Source organism: Neobacillus sp. BP17, assembly GCF_059579525.1.
In genome coordinates, this window is sequence record NZ_CM184198.1 from 1,360,866 (window position 1) to 1,377,060 (window position 16,195).

A 16,195-nucleotide genomic window follows, 5' to 3' on the forward strand; every position below is an offset into this window, starting at 1 on the left:
TGATGGAAAAGAAAGACTTAATTGCAGAAGCAAATAAAGCTAGAGAGCATGCTTATGTACCCTACTCTAATTTCAAAGTGGGTGCCGCTTTATTATCAAAGGATGGCCAAGTATTTCATGGCTGCAATATTGAAAATGCTGCTTATAGTATGACTAACTGTGCAGAGCGAACTGCTTTGTTTAAGGCTTATTCTGAAGGGATTACACAATTTGCTTCACTCGTAGTTGTGGCGGATACTGAGGGTCCGGTTTCACCTTGTGGAGCTTGCCGTCAGGTTATTTCTGAACTTTGTGATGCAGAAATGGAAGTTGTGCTAACAAATTTAAAAGGTGATGTTCAAAAAATCCTTGTAAAAGATCTACTCCCTGGAGCTTTTTCCCCAAAGGATTTAAATAAATAAGTATTCGAGAAGTTTATCCAATGGAGATAAACTTCTTTTTTAGTGCGAAAATTACCTTGAATTGGAAACATTAAAATAGACCATAATATACATAGCAAAAATAAAGGATGATTCCATGATTTATATCTATAATGACTATGGCGGAACTCATACAACTTCCTTAGCAGCGGCCTACCATTTAAAACAATTACCACAATCTGAAAGAAAACTGACAAAAGAAGAGATTTTAAATGTGAAATATTTCAATAAATTAACAAAAGCAGATTTTGGTAAGATCATTTTCCATGGAATGGATGAAGATGGAAACTCTGTTTATACGATTGGACGCAAAAGAAACAAATATGTGGTCCCTGCATTAAAAGAGATGAGTTTATTGTTACAAGAAAAATTTAAATTTGATGAAAAAATTGTCTTCTCCAATACTTCACCAACTGTTCCTTTTGCCATGACTATGGGCGGAATGTTCTCAAGGGGGTTAAAAATTGATTTTATTGGAGTACCGTTATTAGTTATAGGTGCTAAACAATGTTGTGATAATATATACAGGTTGGTGGAAAATACAAAAGAAATAGGGAAAACAACTTTTGCAGAAAACATCATTGTATTGGAGAATGAGATGTATAAATAGGTGAGGAGATTCAAGTGAAAAAGAAAATAGGTTTTATTGGGGCAGGAAAAATGGCGCAGGCCATGATCGAAGGAATGGTTAAATCTTTAACGATTCCAAAAGAGAATATTTTTGTTAGTGCTAACACTGAAGATACAACAAAAGTAATCAAACAAAAGTTTGATATATGCACAACATTAAATAATAGAGATGTTGCAAGGTTTGCTGACATCCTTATTATTGCGGTGAAACCAGGTCTATATGCAACTATCATCGAGGAAATCAAAAACGATATAAAACAAAATGTAATCATTGTAACGATTGCTGCTGGAATTACCTTAATGGATATTGAGAAGTCATTTGGTTTTCAGATAAAGACGATTAGAACAATGCCTAATACTCCATCTTTAGTTGGGGAGGGCATGAGTGTAATCTGTGCGAATGATTACCTTACTGAAAATGAAATTATTGAGGTAGAGCACTTGTTCCAGACCTTTGGAAAGACCGAAAGGCTAGAAGAGAAGCTTATGGATGCCGTTCCAGCTATCAGCGGTTCCTCCCCGGCATATGTGTATATGCTTATTGAAGCTATGGCAGATGGTGGAGTAAGGCAAGGAATACCAAGGAATAAAGCATATCGACTAGCTGCTCAAGCTGTTCTTGGGGCTGCAAAAATGGTCCTTGAAACCGGAAAACATCCTGGTGAACTCAAAGATAATGTGTGTACACCAGGAGGGGCAACAATAGAAGCAGTTGTTACCTTAGAGGAAAAGCAATTTCGGGGATCAATCATGACAGCAATGGACAATTGTACAAATAAAGTTAAAAACCTATTATAAATAGGGAACTTAGGATCCAATTTTTGGGTCCTTTTTTGTGTTTAGATTTCAAGGAAATTCGACAAATTTTATTGTTTTTCGACTTTTTCTGTGTTTTTCGCGTGACACATGGAATTATTAATTATAAACTTTAAATACTTAAAATCTGTTGAAAATAAGGGAATAGTAATTGTATGAATCAAAAACAGGAAAGGGCTGTTTTCATACATACTTAAAGGCTCGTCAGTCAGGAAGTAGGTAGTTATGGATTTAAATAATATAGATAAAAAAGAAACCTTGTTCGTTTCGGTCATTGATGACGATGCGATTATTCGAACCATGTTAATAAGGATACTTAAGGGAATGGCTTTTTATCATTTTGAATTAGACATTGAAACATTTGAAGATGGACAACAATTCTTTGAATCAAAACGTTTAGAAGAAAAGGGCATACATTTTTTAATACTTGACGGTATTATGCCTGTTATGGATGGTATCGAAATCTTGCAGAAAGTAAAAAAAATAGATGGTGGAAGAAATATCTATGTCCTTATGTTGACTGGGAGAAAAAGGGAAACGGACATTGAAAGGGCATTAATGCTAGGAGCGGATGATTATATCACGAAACCTTTTAGTATTAAAGAACTTCAAGCTAGGATTGAAAGGTTAATCAAGAGGATGAAATTGCATGATGAAGAATGAGTTATTTTTCTTAACAATTCTAACGATAACCATTCTAGGGTTGTTATTGGTTTTATTAATATACTTAACGATAAGAAAAGCACTAGAAATTAAAAAACGGAAGGCAATTGAACAATATATAGAAAATAATGATACGAAACTTTTTACAATGCTTATAGAAGGCGGATACTCTAGGGGGCTGAGTCCGAAATCAGTTCTTGAACAGAAAGCCATCGAGGAACTTTTAAGCAGGTACAGCAAAATTTTAGAGGGTGAGGAGGAAAAGTCACGATTAACAGAACTTGCATCAATGTATCTATTAGAGAGGTATCGCAAGCAACTGAATAGTAAAAGGTGGAGTAAACGTATGAATACTCTCTATCATATTGAAGATTTCAAATTAACTCTCCTGAACGATGAAATCTACATGCTAACAAAGAAAAAAAAGCTCTCCCACGCAGAACTCATTCATTCATTAAGAATCCTTGCATTATTTCAACATGAATCTTTATTTGACCTGTTAATAACCCGTTACCAGAATTTCTCTGAATTTGAATACCGTACGATATTAGTCCACCTCGAGCAGAAGCAATTTGAAAAGTTTATTCTTCATTTTCATAAGAGCAGTCAGCCGTTACAAAAAGCCATCTTAGAGGTAATTTCAATAAAAAAGGAATTAAATTATCTTCCTTTCCTTGAGAATATCTTTTCAGTCTATAAAGGTGAAATCAGGCTCCGAGCCTTAAAGGCATTATCGAATGTGGGCAATGTGAAAAATACAGCCCCCTACTTAGAACTACTCTATTCTAGTAAATGGGAAGAAAGAATGATTGCTGCCAAACTTATTGGTTCATTAAAAGAAGTAAGAGGGATATCAAGATTAATCGAGCTTTTGCATGACCAAATGTGGTGGGTTCGGTCCCAGGCCGGAGAGGCTATCTGCCAATTTCCAAATGGTCACCAGATCTTACAGGAAGTGTTAGAAACTTCGAAGGATGTATTTGCTAAGGATATGGCATGGGAATGGCTTCATAAAGGGGTATAGAAAATGGCAATTTTAGAGTGGGGAAATGTTGTAACGCTTTTTGCTTGGTTTATCGCTGTATATATGGTTATTGTCATTTCATTTTACTCTGTTATCTTAATGATCTCTTTTTTTCAGTTGCGGAAGGAATATCAACTTGACAGAGTTCAGGCATATGAGGATTATGCGGATGAATTTTATACCAAACCTGTTTCAATTATTGTTCCTGCTTACAATGAAGAAGCAGGTATTATTCAAAGTGTGCGTTCTTTATTAAGTGTAGATTATCCAACATTTGAAGTGATTGTTGTGAACGATGGATCAACCGACCAAACACTTGCAAAAGTAATCGAGCACTATGATATGAAGGAAATAAAAAAAGTAGTAAGAAGGCAAGTGGATACAAAACCAATAGGCAGGATTTATCAATCAGCTATTTTATCGAATTTGTTTCTTATTGATAAGGAGAATGGGGGAAAGGCGGATGCCCTTAATGTGGGTCTTAACTTTTCCCATTACCCTTATTTTTGTTCGTTAGATGGCGATTCTGTTCTTGAACAGGATGCATTTTTAAAGGTGATGAAACCAATAATTGATTCAAATGAAGAAGTGATTGCCTCGGGTGGAAGTGTTCGAATTGCGAACGGATGCCAAATCAAAAATGGTCATATCCAAAAAATCGGTTTATCGAATAAACCTTTAGTTGTTATGCAAATCATCGAATATTTACGTGCCTTTTTAATGGGAAGAATTGGCTTGAGCCGGCACAATCTTCTATTAATTATCTCAGGAGCATTTGGAGTTTTTTCAAAGCAATGGGTGATTGCAGCGGGAGGTTATAAAACAGATACCGTCGGGGAAGATATGGAATTAGTTGTTAGAATCCATCGACTCTTAAGGGAAAAAAAAATAAAGAAAAAGATTGTCTATGTTCCAGATCCTGTATGTTGGACGGAGGTCCCAGAGGATGTGACCTTCCTTCGCAGGCAGAGGAGACGATGGCATAGGGGACTGCTGGAAAGCTTATGGACACATAGGAAAATCACATTTAACCCTAAATACGGTTCAATTGGTTTGATTTCCTTCCCTTACTTTTGGATTGTCGAATTTTTCGGGCCAGTCATTGAGTGTTTAGGATACCTGTTTATGATCCTTTGTTTATTACTTGGGGGGATCTATATAGAATTTGCCATTTTGTTATTTCTTCTCTCCTGTATATATGGTTCTATTTTTTCAATGACATCGGTTCTATTGGAGGAATGGAGTCTAACAAAGTATCCAAAAGTATCAGATATCATGAAGTTATTTTTATATTCCTTAACAGAAACCATTTGGTATAGGCCGTTGACTGTGTTTTGGAGATGTGAGGGAATTTGGCAGATGATAATCGGTGATCGAAGTTGGGGAGAAATGAAAAGAAAAGGTGTTTCCGAATGAAAAAACCAATTAATTTAATTATGTATACCGTTCTTTTTTTAAGTATTATCACCTGCCCCTTTTGGCTATGGCAAATTCAACCTGTGAAACAATTAAATGTGTTGATTGTTGATAAAACGGTTCCAAATCCTTCGTATCGGGAACATAAAGGCTTGGTTTGGATATTAAATAATGCAAAATATTTTAAGAATGGAAAAAAACCTTATTCATTTACGGAGGATTATAAAGGATTTGAACCAAAGGAAGGAAAGAAATATTCGATCACTTCATTACCCAAGGATTTAAAACAATACGATGTGATTTATTTAACGGATCAATATGGAGTATATAAAGAGGAGTTTTACGGACAAAATCCATCAGGAAGACACTCTACAAAAATTTATGGTGGACTTGAAACAGATGAAGTTAATCAAATAAAAAAAGAACTTATTCAATCGAAAGGGAAAACATTAATAGCAGAATTTAATACGTTTGCAAGTCCTACATCAGAATCGTCGAAGGCTAAGATCTCGAATTTGCTTAATGTAGAATGGTCAGGCTGGATCGGTCGCTATTTTTCCAACCTTAATAGTACAGAGGTACCAGAATGGGTAAGAGAGAATTATGAGAAGCAAAATAAAAAGTGGTCATTTACTGGAAAAGGATTTGTATTTGTCAGTAAAAACAATTATATCGTTGTAATTGGAGAAAAGGACGTTAAAAACAATGGTATTCTGTTTGAATTGACTAGAAACGGAAAAAAACATTTTACACAAAGGTTAGAAGGAAAGTACAGTTATTGGTTCGATATTATTGATGCCAGAGATGATAAGGAAATATTGGCAGACTATAAGCTGCCAATCACTAAGGAAGCAAAAGAAACATTGAAGGGATATGGGATTCCAACTTCTTTCCCAGCCGTGATTTATCATCAAAATGCTCGGTATTCTTCCTATTACTTTTCAGGGGATTTTGCAGATGAAGCTGATGTTCCAGGAATTTATCAAACCAAAGGTTTGGATGCTTGGAAGAAGAATGTTGGTTCTAATGATTCTTTCTATTGGGGGACTTATGTACCAATGATGAAGGATATTTTAAAGTATGGATTACACCAGGTAACTCAACAGGAAAAAGTAGACATTGTCGAACTGAATGGTATTAAATCAAACAGCAAAACTGGGAAATCTTATCTTCAGATTCAGAAGGATGGGAAATGGGAAGACCTTTTGATAAAGGGTGTAAACATGGGGATAGGAAAACCTGGTTATTTTCCTGGGGAGACGGCGGTTACCAAAGATGAATACCTTCGATGGTTTAAAGAAATTGGTGAAATGAACGCAAATGCGATAAGAATTTACACACTCCACCCACCACAATTTTATGAAGCCTTTCATGAATATAACAAAATCGCAAAAAAGCCATTATTCTTATTCCATGGGACATGGGTTAATGAAGAGAATCTGATTCACACACAAGATGCCTTTGCCAAAGTAAATCTAGACGACGCGAAGCTGGAAATAAAAAATATGATAGATATAATCCATGGAAAAGCAAACATTCCAGACCGGCCAGGCCATGCGTCAGGTGAATATAAGTACGATATTTCGAAGTACATTCTGGGAATCATTGTTGGCACGGAATGGGATCCAGCCATGGTCACCAACACGAATGATAAGCATTCAAAAATTAGTCAATTTACAGGGAAATACTTTAAAACAGAAGGGGCTAATCCGTTTGAAATTTGGCTCGCTGGTTTAATGGATTATGCTGCTGATTATGAGGTGAAACACTACCAGTGGCAGCATTCAATGAGTTTTACGAACTGGGTTACAACAGATTTGTTGAAGCATCCCACTGAACCACTGGAGAATGAAGATATGGTTTCTGTGAATCCAAATCATATTAAGGCAACAAAACAGTTTTCTGCAGGAATATTTGCCTCCTATCATATCTATCCATATTATCCTGATTTTCTTAACTATGAAAAGTCATACCTTAATTATGTAGATGAAACGGGGAAGAAAAACAATTATGCTGGCTATTTAAATGAGCTGCGTGCTGTCCATCAAATGCCAGTGCTTGTTGCAGAATTTGGTGTTCCGTCTTCAAGAGGGTTAACACATAAAAATGCATATGGAATGAACCAAGGATTTCATTCAGAAGAAGAACAAGGAAATATAAATAAGCATTTATATGAATCAATTGTATCAGAAGGCTATATGGGGGGGCTTGTCTTCACTTGGCAGGATGAATGGTTTAAGCGAACATGGAATACCATGGATTTTGATAATCCCGACCGAAGGCCATTTTGGAATAACGTGCAAACAAATGAACAGCACTTTGGCTTATTAGAATTTGAACCTGGGAAAAAAGAAAAAGAAATTATTGTGGATGGAAATGCTAAGGATTGGGAATTATCGGGAGTCAAGAAGAGTCATCCTAGCAAAGATAAAAAGGCCACTTTAAATGAAGTTCGGTTGACCTCTGACAATGGATATTTATATTTCCTGTTAAAATATAATCGACCAGTTGATTTTCGCAGACAAGGAACCTTCCTTCTGCTTGACTCTATTAAGCAACAGGGCCAAACCCAAATTCCATTAAACGATCATATATCAATCAAAACAGACTTTGGAGTTGATTTTTTAGTAAGTCTTACAGGACATGAGACTTCAAGTATCATGGTCGATAGTTACTATGATGCCTTTTATTATCAGTAGGCCCATCTTCTGAAGATGATTGCTGAGGAACCGTATGCCAATCAAAAGAATAATGGTGTATTTCATCCCATCAGGCTTGCTCTTAATAAGGAATTAACAATTCCAACTACCAAAGAGGTAATTCCATTTGCGAGTTACGAGACAGGAAAACTAAAGTTTGGGAACGCCAATCCAAATAGTAAAGAATTCGACTCATTAACAGATGTTAGCATTAGTAATGATAGAAAAGTGATCGAAGGAAGGATTCCATGGCAGCTCTTGAATGTGAAAGACCCTAGTTTAAAGGAAGTAATGGGTGATGTCTGGGAAAGTGGTTTATCTGGCAGTGATGAAACAAGTGGAATTCGACTCGCATTAGTAACAACAGAACTAGGGAAGGTCACTCAAACATTACCTAAAACAAATAAGAATCGGATTCACGAGTCAGATGCATATATATATAGCTGGAAGAAGTGGGAAGAACCATCATTTAATGAACGGTTGAAGAGATCCTATGGAATTATGAAAGAAACGTATCGAACAATGGACATATTGGGAAAGTAGTATTACGGAAAGGACAAGCTCTGTCCTTCCTTTTGTTTAATAATAAGGAAAATGTTGATTATTGTTACCTCTTACTGTTAACGCCGTCATAACGCCGACGCATATGATCGTGAGTAGAGAATAAAAGAACTTCTCCAACCCGACAACCTGAATACCGCTTGTGATGACTAGACCATCTATTAAGAAGATGATGATCCCAATATTAACAGAAGTAAATTTAGTTAATAATTGGGCAAGCAAATCTGTCCCGCCTGTACTGGTTTCATAGCGAAGCATTAGACCTATTCCAATTCCGACAAGCAATCCGCCAATAATTGTACTTGGTAATATCCCTATTTCAATTTTACCATTAATAAAGGATAGAAAATCAATACAAAAGGAAGAGATGATAAGTCCATGGAGGCTGTAGTAGAAATAGCGCCTCTCAAAGAACCAGGCCAACACATATAAAGGCAGACTTAATACAATAATACTTAGTCCAGCCGGCCATCCGTAAAAATAATGAATGATTAGTCCTAACCCGATGACTCCTCCATCAAGTAAATGATAGGGAACTAAAAATCCATTTACTCCAAGGCTTAAGAGCAAACTCCCGAGCAGCATTGCTGCTAGTTTTTCTTTCATCAACCATCACCCCAAAACTTGTCCTCTATCATAAAAATATGAGCGTTCGGTACTTTTAGAAGTGATATAGCAAAAAAGAAACCAGAAAATATTTCTGGTTTCTTTTTTAAAAGAAGATATTAAGGATGAAGTAGATAATACTTGCTAAAAGGATTGTGATTGGAAGTGTAATAACCCATGTTATTAACATTCGTTGGGCAGTACCCCATTTAACTCCTTTTAAGCGATGAGAAGCACCTACACCTAAGATTCCTGATGAGATAACATGAGTTGTACTAACAGGTAAATGAATATAAGTAGCACCGAAGATAATTGCTGCCCCTGTTAAATCGGCTGCAACACCGTTGATAGGCCGAATCTTCATAATTTTACCACCAACAGTTTTGATAATCTTCCATCCGCCAATCGAGGTCCCTAGTCCCATTGCAATCGCACAAGAGAGTTGAACCCAAAAAGGAACTTCATCTGTATGAAGATAACCGTTAGCTAAAAGAGCCATGGTAATAATCCCCATTGATTTTTGTGCATCGTTTGTTCCGTGTGAATAGGATTGCAACGCGGCCGTTGCAATTTGAATTAAACGAAATGATCGATTCGTTTTAGTTAAATTAAAGTTCTTAAAAACGACCTTAAAAATACTGTAAACAATGTATCCAACGGTAAAAGCTAAAATAGGTGATAGAATTAACGCCTCAAGAATTTTAATAAAACCTTCAGCCTTTATTACATCAAACCCCTTCGCCGCAATGGCAGCTCCAGCAATGGATCCGATAATCGCATGTGAAGAACTGCTTGGAATTCCATAATACCAAGTAAGTAAATTCCAAATGATAGCAGAAAGTAGTGCTGCAAAAATAACAATTGATCCTGTATGACCACCTGTAAGTGAAAATGGATCAACAATGTCCTTAGAGATAGTTTTGGCAACCCCAGTAAATGTCAATGCTCCAACAAAATTCATTATTGCTGCTAAAATAATTGCTTGGCGTGGTTTAAGTGCTTTTGTGGATACAGATGTAGCAATTGCATTTGCAGTATCATGGAATCCATTAATAAAGTCAAATGCAAGGGCACCAATGACAATTAAAATTGTAAGAATTAATACAACGCTCATATGTTTGCTCCTTAGGCATTTTTCATGATAATGGTTTCAAGTGTATTGGCAACTGTTTGACAATAGTCGGCAATATCTTCAAGGTTTTCATAAATTTCTTTGTATTGGATAATTCGGATCGGGTCTTTTTCGACCGTAAATAAATTTTTAATCGACTGGCGTAAGACATTATCGCAGTTGGATTCAAAATCCTTTATCTTAATGGCATGTTCTCTTATTTGCTGTAACTTTTTATTGGAAAGTAGTTCAACGGCTTTGTCAATTTCATGGACACTACCTTGAATCGCATCCACAAATTTCTTCATGAATTCATCTGCATTTGTAATAGAGTACATTTCAAATAATGCGGCACAACCTTCAAGCCCATCAAGTACATCATCCATACTCATTGCTAGGTGAAGGATGTCTTCCCGTTCAATCGGAGTGATGAATGCATCATTCAATTCCTTAATTACTTCATGCACATATGTATCACCTTTTGTTTCAAGTTCCTTCATTTTCTCTGAGAAAATTTTTAAATCACTCACATTTTTCAATTTGTAATCAGTAAAGAAATTTGCACTTTCCTTTAAGTTTGCAGAAATATTACTAAGTAATGCTGAGAATTTATCTACTTTTTTAAATGCCATGTGATTACCCCCATTTTCAATTAAACAATCGTATACCGACCCAAGTAATTTTATCTGAAAAATGTCGAAAAATGAAACAAATTCTTTATAAATTTACAAAAACTTAACATTAGAATCTTTTGAATCGTTCAATTTATTGAAACAAATTTTATGTATGTTAACAAAATCTTTACATTAATATGTTGTTAATTAGTTCTGAAATAAAGATATTTTTACTTTTGCCTAAATTTATGTATTTATGTACTTAGTTCCCGTGTTAAGAATTTATCTTTTTTTTCTTTTCTGAGTATATAAAAGAAAATAGGGTACTTTATTAATACAGGTAGCATGAAAATAAGTTACTTTTCCAACTGCCTGAGACAAAATAATTGGTTACTAAAAAGGAGTGTACTGAATGAGTTTCATTTGGGCATTAATTATTGGTGGGATTATTGGATGGTTAGCCGGTCTTATCGTTGGAAGAGATATTCCGGGTGGCATTATTGGTAATATCATTGCAGGTTTTGTTGGGGCATGGCTTGGAACTGCGGTTTTAGGTGATTGGGGGCCGCATGTCGCTGATTTTGCAATAATTCCTGCAATTATTGGGTCAGCTGTTTTGGTCTTGCTAGTAAGTTTCATTCTGCGAGCCTTTAGAAGAACCGATAGATAATATCTCTTTACTTGAGAAGGCCTCCGAAATGCTCGGAGGCTTTTTTGTGCTTTATAATGAAAGGATATCAATATTCTTAAAAATTACAGGTCGATCCACAAATGGAGCATGACATACAATCTTTTCCTGAGTAAATGGATGAATGAATTCAATCTTTGCGGCATGCAGTGCTTGTCTATTCACAATTGGTTTTCCGCCATACAACGTATCTCCAACTAATGGATGCCCTAAGTAACTTAAATGAACCCTGATTTGATGTGTTCTCCCAGTATCGAGCCAACATTTTATATATGAAAGTTGTTTCTCTTTGTCCACTTTTACTACCGTGTAATGGGTAAGGGCAGATTGACCCGTTGGAGAAATTCTCCTTTTAGTTGCATGATGGCGATCCCGTCCAATCGGTTCGTTAATAGAGCCTCTTTTTTGTTTAACTACCCCATGAACTAACGCAATGTAGGTTCTTTTAATATTTCTCTTAAAAAGCATCTGGTCCAGTATAGCCCCTGCTAGTGAATGTTTAGCAAGGAGAATGGCACCTGATGTATCTCGATCTAATCGGTGAACTTGACGGATGTTCCGATTTTCTCCTTTGGCTTGAAGATAAAATTGTACTGCATTAACCAGTGTATCTTGATCTGTTAGTGGGTTATTCGGATGGCTATTCATGAATGGTGGTTTGTTAATAACCAAAACATGTTCGTCCTCAAAAAGTATGTCTATATCTATAAATTTGGGCAAAATTTCTATACTTTCGTCCTCAAATAGTTTTAATTGCAATTTGGAACCCTTGATAAGAGGCGTAGTCCAGTTCGCGCGTTCTCCATTAATTTTCACCTTATCCTCCATTCTAAAGGTGTGGGTTAATTTTTTAGGGGCTTCCCAGACATTCCGAAAAATTTCCTCTATGGTTTTTCCATTCCATTCTAACGGGACCACTATTTGAAACCATTCTCCCATTCGCATTGTGTTTAGCATTTAATTCTCCTTAAGGTTATAATTACCACGGTCAATACTGACTTAGTTATGTTATTCTTATCATATACAATACGTCAGAAATAAGCGATGGCAAAGGTGGGTTTTAAGTGAAAATTGTATTTGCCTCGACGCCAAGTCAAGAAAAAGAAATTAACGGACTGGTGAGGTACATTTATTCGAATATATTTCCGCTCTACTTTACTGATGAGGAGATTTTTCGTTTTGAGCGATTAAAAGTTCTTCATACATCTGAAGAGTTTAATACATTAAAAGATGCCTTTCAGGTAATGACATGTATTCAAACATTAATCTCCATTCTAGAGTCCTCTCAACCTGATGAGCAGTATGCAACATTATTTAATAAGAATGTGGAGACATTAACGGAGTTTGGTTTACTGTTTCCATTCAAATATGAACATTTCGAAGAAGCAAAAAGTATAAGAATTCCTATGTTAAGTATCTATTCTAAAGCTGATAATGAGTTACTAATATAAGTTAAATAAAAGTCTGCACATGCAGGCTTTTATTTTTTTCTACTAAAAATTGTAGGATATGAGGTAATATAGAAAAAGAACTGAATAAATTTACTTCTGCGAAAATTGTCGTTTAATTTGATAAGATTTTTAAAGGAGTAACAGTGTTGATATTAGAAACAATAACAGTAGACAAAATTTGGAGGGAATCGACATGAATTGGAAACAGACAGCAAAGAGTTGGATGGAATTTGACGGATTGGATACTGAATTGCAGAATCAATTAAATGAATTAATGAAGGATGAGAGGCAGTTAGAGGAAGCCTTTTATAAAAATTTAGAATTTGGTACTGGTGGTATGCGTGGAGAAATTGGGGTTGGTACCAACCGAATGAACCTTTATACTGTCCGCAAAGCATCAGCTGGCCTAGCAGCATACATAGAAAACCATGGAATGGAAGCAAAACAGCGCGGAGTAGTCATTGCTTATGATTCACGCCATAAATCTCCAGAATTTGCGCTGGAGGCTGCAAGAACTTTGGCCACAAAGGGTATTCAAACCTATGTCTTTGATGAATTAAGACCCACTCCTGAATTATCATTTGCTCTAAGATATTTAAATGCTTATTCAGGCATTGTGGTTACTGCAAGCCATAACCCACCTGAATATAACGGCTATAAAGTATATGGATCGGATGGTGGCCAACTGCCACTAGAAGCGGCAGATGAAGTAATTGCAAAGGTAAATGAGATTGAAAATGAATTACTCATTGAGGTTGATAGTGAAGAAAAATTAAGAGCAGAAGGATTAATTAAAACGATTGGTTCGGAAATTGACCAAGCTTATACGGAGAAACTATTAACGATATCTGAGAATCCAACTCTTGCTCAGGAAACAGATATCAAAATCGTCTTTACGCCACTCCATGGAACCGCTAATAAGCCTGTCCGTGCTGCACTATCAGCATTGGGATATAAGAATGTAACGATTGTCAAAGAACAAGAACTTCCGGATCCAGAATTCTCAACGGTAAAAAGTCCTAACCCTGAAGAACATGCTGCCTTTGAATTAGCGATTCGTGATGGGAAAAGAATCGGTGCAGATCTTTTAATTGGAACAGACCCTGATGCAGATCGTTTAGGGATTGCTGTATTAAATCCTGAGGGAGAATATGTCGTTCTCACTGGTAACCAAACGGGTGCTTTGTTACTGGATTACATTATTACCCAGAAAAAGGAAAAAGGAACACTGCCAAAGAATGGAGTGGTTTTAAAAACAATCGTTACATCTGAAATTGGCCGGAAGATTGCTGAGGCTAATCAATTAGAAACAGTTGATGTGTTAACAGGTTTTAAATTTATCGCTGAAAAAATCAATCAATATGAGGCAGCTGGCGATCGTAAATTTTTATTTGGATATGAAGAGTCTTACGGATATTTAATTGGTGATTTTGCTCGTGATAAAGATGCGGTACAGGCTGCTCTCTTAGCAACGGAAGTTTGTGCTTTTTATAAGAAACAAGGCATGTCCCTCTATGAAGGATTGATGCAGGTATTTGAAAAGTATGGATATTACCAAGAAGGCTTACGCTCCCTAACCTTAAAAGGCAAGGAAGGCGCAGAGACAATTCAACAGTTATTGGCTTCTTTCCGTGCAGAGCCGATTACCAGCCTTGGAACATTAGCTGCAGCCACTGCGGAGGATTATTTAACAAGTACTCGTGTAACGAACAAAGGGAAAGAATCAATTGATTTACCTAAATCGAATGTTTTAAAGTATACATTTGAGGATGGTTCATGGGTTTGTTTACGTCCATCTGGTACAGAACCAAAGGTGAAGTTCTATTTTGGTGTCAATAGTAACAGCTTAGAAGAAAGCAAAGCAAAGCTAAAAACCATTGAAAATGATTTTATGGCGTTAGTTAACAATAAAATGAAAATGGTTCAGGAAATTTAATTAACAACAATATCCGATTGTGTAACTAAAATCTTAAGACTGTTTTAAAACACGGCTTCCCACTTGGGGAAGCCGTGTTTTTTGGTGGTGGAATTCTTTGGTCCGGTTAGTAAAAAGTTTCTCAATTTCATTTGCATTCACTTGCTAAATTAGGAAAGACTATACATCGGTATCTCATTAGGGTCCGCTTCTACCGTTTCATTTGCATGGTCAATGTAGCGCAGCAGATTATACAGTTTAGTTTCAATAACAGTGTAATCACGTTCAAAGTTGTAGGCATGCAGGAATTGTTCAATTCGTTTTGATAAGAATTGGTCTTTTGTTCGTACCATTAAAATCAGTAAATTATCCCACTCAGAACGATGGGTATAATACAGCGCTCGATCATAATCCATTTTATTCATTTATTTTTATCTCCTCCTTATTAGGAGTTGAGATTATTGTGTGATATTTTGACGATAACTTTCACAGAAAATGTTGGACATTCAGTATTTACGCTGTTTTCAACATTTACCTGCATAATTTAACAAATGGAGGTCATATGGCTAAAATCATAATCTGTATCATCGTCTTTTTTACAGTTCAACAGGAAAATATGACAAGCGCAAAAATTGTTAAAGGCAATAAATCTTATAGTTTTGAGATGTTAGAAGATGACCTTTCAAAACTAACCAAAAAATATAAAAAAAAAATAAAAGTCCAATCAATCGGTACATCCCACTTTGGCTGCGATATTTGGGCAATCAAGCTAGGTACGGGAAAGAAGAATGTGGTCTTAATTGGTTCGCATCATGGCAGAGAATGGATGACTAGCCTAATGCTAATGAAAATGCTTGAGTCTTATGCATCGACATATAATGAGAGAACCTTTTTTGGTTTCAAGTCCAATCAAATTTTGAATGATGTTTCCATCTGGTTTGTGCCTATGTTAAATCCTGATGGTGTTACCATCCAACAGAATGATATGAAAGGTTTTTCATCTAAACAACAGAAGCTTTTGGTCAAGATGAATGATGGCTCAAGAGATTTTCAGCGATGGAAGTCAAATGGCATAGGAATTGACCTGAACAGGCAATATCCGGCAGGATGGGAAAGTCTCAAACCAGAACCAGCATCGCCGTGGTATAAATTCTATAAAGGGAAAAAACCACTGGAATCAAAAGAAGTAAAATCCCTTACAAATTTTATTAAGGAAATCAACCCTACGATTGCCATTGCATATCACACGGCAGGAAGAGAAATTTATTGGAATTATAAAAATGGCGAAAATTTAAAACGGGATGAACGGATTGCCAAAAAAATATCGAAGATAACCGGGTATAAATTAGCAGTGCCGGATCAAAACGCAACGGGTGGCGGGTTCACGGATTGGTTTATCACTACTTATCATAGGCCGGCGATGACAATCGAAATAAGTTACCTAGTTGGTGAAACCAATCCACCCCTATCAATTTTTCAAAAGGAATGGAAACGAAATCAATATGTAGGATTAAAAATTGCAAAAGAGGCTAAAAAAATATCAAATTAAAGCCATACTTGCCCATTGTTTTTTCTATCTTGT

The 16,195-nt window shown here is 36.1% G+C and carries 17 protein-coding genes; 12 read left to right on the forward strand and 5 right to left on the reverse strand.

The window, feature by feature from the left end:
* Nucleotides 1-2 precede the first annotated feature (2 nt).
* From AC4QJR_RS06480 to AC4QJR_RS06515, 8 genes are all read left to right on the forward strand, one after another.
* A complete protein-coding gene (locus AC4QJR_RS06480; RefSeq protein WP_098572202.1) occupies nt 3-401 on the forward strand; it encodes a cytidine deaminase in 399 nt (132 codons plus the stop codon).
* Between the two features lie 115 nt (nt 402-516).
* A complete protein-coding gene (locus AC4QJR_RS06485; RefSeq protein ID WP_496525689.1) occupies nt 517-1,029 on the forward strand; it encodes a DUF3189 family protein in 513 nt (170 codons plus the stop codon).
* Between the two features lie 14 nt (nt 1,030-1,043).
* A complete protein-coding gene (proC, locus tag AC4QJR_RS06490; protein ID WP_496525690.1) occupies nt 1,044-1,847 on the forward strand; it encodes a pyrroline-5-carboxylate reductase in 804 nt (267 codons plus the stop codon).
* A gap of 243 nt (nt 1,848-2,090) precedes the next feature.
* Nucleotides 2,091-2,528 (forward strand): response regulator, encoded by a 438-nt coding sequence (locus AC4QJR_RS06495; protein WP_496525691.1) that lies wholly within the window; start codon nt 2,091-2,093, stop codon nt 2,526-2,528.
* Nucleotides 2,515-3,552 (forward strand): HEAT repeat domain-containing protein, encoded by a 1,038-nt coding sequence (locus AC4QJR_RS06500; protein WP_496525692.1) that lies wholly within the window; start codon nt 2,515-2,517, stop codon nt 3,550-3,552. The genes AC4QJR_RS06495 and AC4QJR_RS06500 overlap by 14 nt, the downstream gene beginning before the upstream one ends.
* A gap of 3 nt (nt 3,553-3,555) precedes the next feature.
* Complete coding sequence (locus AC4QJR_RS06505) at nt 3,556-4,968, forward strand: glycosyltransferase family 2 protein (RefSeq protein ID WP_496525693.1); 1,413 nt, start codon at nt 3,556-3,558, stop codon at nt 4,966-4,968.
* On the forward strand, nt 4,965-7,667 hold the full coding sequence (locus tag AC4QJR_RS06510; RefSeq protein WP_496525694.1) for a hypothetical protein: 2,703 nt from the start codon (nt 4,965-4,967) through the stop codon (nt 7,665-7,667). The genes AC4QJR_RS06505 and AC4QJR_RS06510 overlap by 4 nt, the downstream gene beginning before the upstream one ends.
* A gap of 15 nt (nt 7,668-7,682) precedes the next feature.
* Nucleotides 7,683-8,210, forward strand: coding sequence for a hypothetical protein (locus tag AC4QJR_RS06515; RefSeq protein ID WP_496525695.1), 528 nt, complete (start codon nt 7,683-7,685; stop codon nt 8,208-8,210).
* A 36-nt stretch (nt 8,211-8,246) separates the two neighbouring features.
* On the opposite strand, the gene AC4QJR_RS06520 is transcribed toward AC4QJR_RS06515, so the two are convergent.
* The 3 genes from AC4QJR_RS06520 to AC4QJR_RS06530 all read right to left on the reverse strand — a co-directional run bounded on the left by AC4QJR_RS06520 (nt 8,247) and on the right by AC4QJR_RS06530 (nt 10,577).
* Nucleotides 8,247-8,834, reverse strand: a complete 588-nt coding sequence (locus tag AC4QJR_RS06520; RefSeq protein ID WP_098572115.1) for a YitT family protein — start codon at nt 8,832-8,834, stop codon at nt 8,247-8,249.
* A 106-nt stretch (nt 8,835-8,940) separates the two neighbouring features.
* On the reverse strand, nt 8,941-9,948 hold the full coding sequence (locus AC4QJR_RS06525) for an inorganic phosphate transporter (protein WP_496525696.1): 1,008 nt from the start codon (nt 9,946-9,948) through the stop codon (nt 8,941-8,943).
* Nucleotides 9,949-9,959: 11 nt separating this feature from the next.
* Nucleotides 9,960-10,577 (reverse strand): DUF47 domain-containing protein, encoded by a 618-nt coding sequence (locus tag AC4QJR_RS06530; RefSeq protein ID WP_251456635.1) that lies wholly within the window; start codon nt 10,575-10,577, stop codon nt 9,960-9,962.
* Nucleotides 10,578-10,971: 394 nt separating this feature from the next.
* On the opposite strand from AC4QJR_RS06530, the gene AC4QJR_RS06535 reads away from it, so the two are divergent.
* The gene (locus AC4QJR_RS06535) at nt 10,972-11,229 is read left to right on the forward strand and encodes a GlsB/YeaQ/YmgE family stress response membrane protein (RefSeq protein WP_098572117.1); all 258 of its coding nucleotides are present in this window, start codon (nt 10,972-10,974) and stop codon (nt 11,227-11,229) included.
* A 51-nt stretch (nt 11,230-11,280) separates the two neighbouring features.
* Here AC4QJR_RS06535 and AC4QJR_RS06540 read toward each other — a convergent pair whose 3' ends face one another.
* On the reverse strand, nt 11,281-12,204 hold the full coding sequence (locus AC4QJR_RS06540) for an RluA family pseudouridine synthase (RefSeq protein ID WP_496525697.1): 924 nt from the start codon (nt 12,202-12,204) through the stop codon (nt 11,281-11,283).
* Nucleotides 12,205-12,311: 107 nt separating this feature from the next.
* Here AC4QJR_RS06540 and AC4QJR_RS06545 point away from each other — a divergent pair, with 107 nt between their 5' ends.
* Both AC4QJR_RS06545 and AC4QJR_RS06550 read left to right on the forward strand, forming a co-directional pair.
* Nucleotides 12,312-12,698 (forward strand): YhcU family protein, encoded by a 387-nt coding sequence (locus AC4QJR_RS06545; protein ID WP_496525698.1) that lies wholly within the window; start codon nt 12,312-12,314, stop codon nt 12,696-12,698.
* 193 nt (nt 12,699-12,891) lie between these two features.
* A complete protein-coding gene (locus AC4QJR_RS06550) occupies nt 12,892-14,634 on the forward strand; it encodes a phospho-sugar mutase (protein WP_496525699.1) in 1,743 nt (580 codons plus the stop codon).
* A 149-nt stretch (nt 14,635-14,783) separates the two neighbouring features.
* Here AC4QJR_RS06550 and AC4QJR_RS06555 read toward each other — a convergent pair whose 3' ends face one another.
* Nucleotides 14,784-15,038 (reverse strand): YhdB family protein, encoded by a 255-nt coding sequence (locus tag AC4QJR_RS06555; protein ID WP_026565946.1) that lies wholly within the window; start codon nt 15,036-15,038, stop codon nt 14,784-14,786.
* A 137-nt stretch (nt 15,039-15,175) separates the two neighbouring features.
* Here AC4QJR_RS06555 and AC4QJR_RS06560 point away from each other — a divergent pair, with 137 nt between their 5' ends.
* Nucleotides 15,176-16,162 (forward strand): M14 family zinc carboxypeptidase, encoded by a 987-nt coding sequence (locus AC4QJR_RS06560; protein ID WP_496525700.1) that lies wholly within the window; start codon nt 15,176-15,178, stop codon nt 16,160-16,162.
* Nucleotides 16,163-16,195 lie beyond the last annotated feature (33 nt).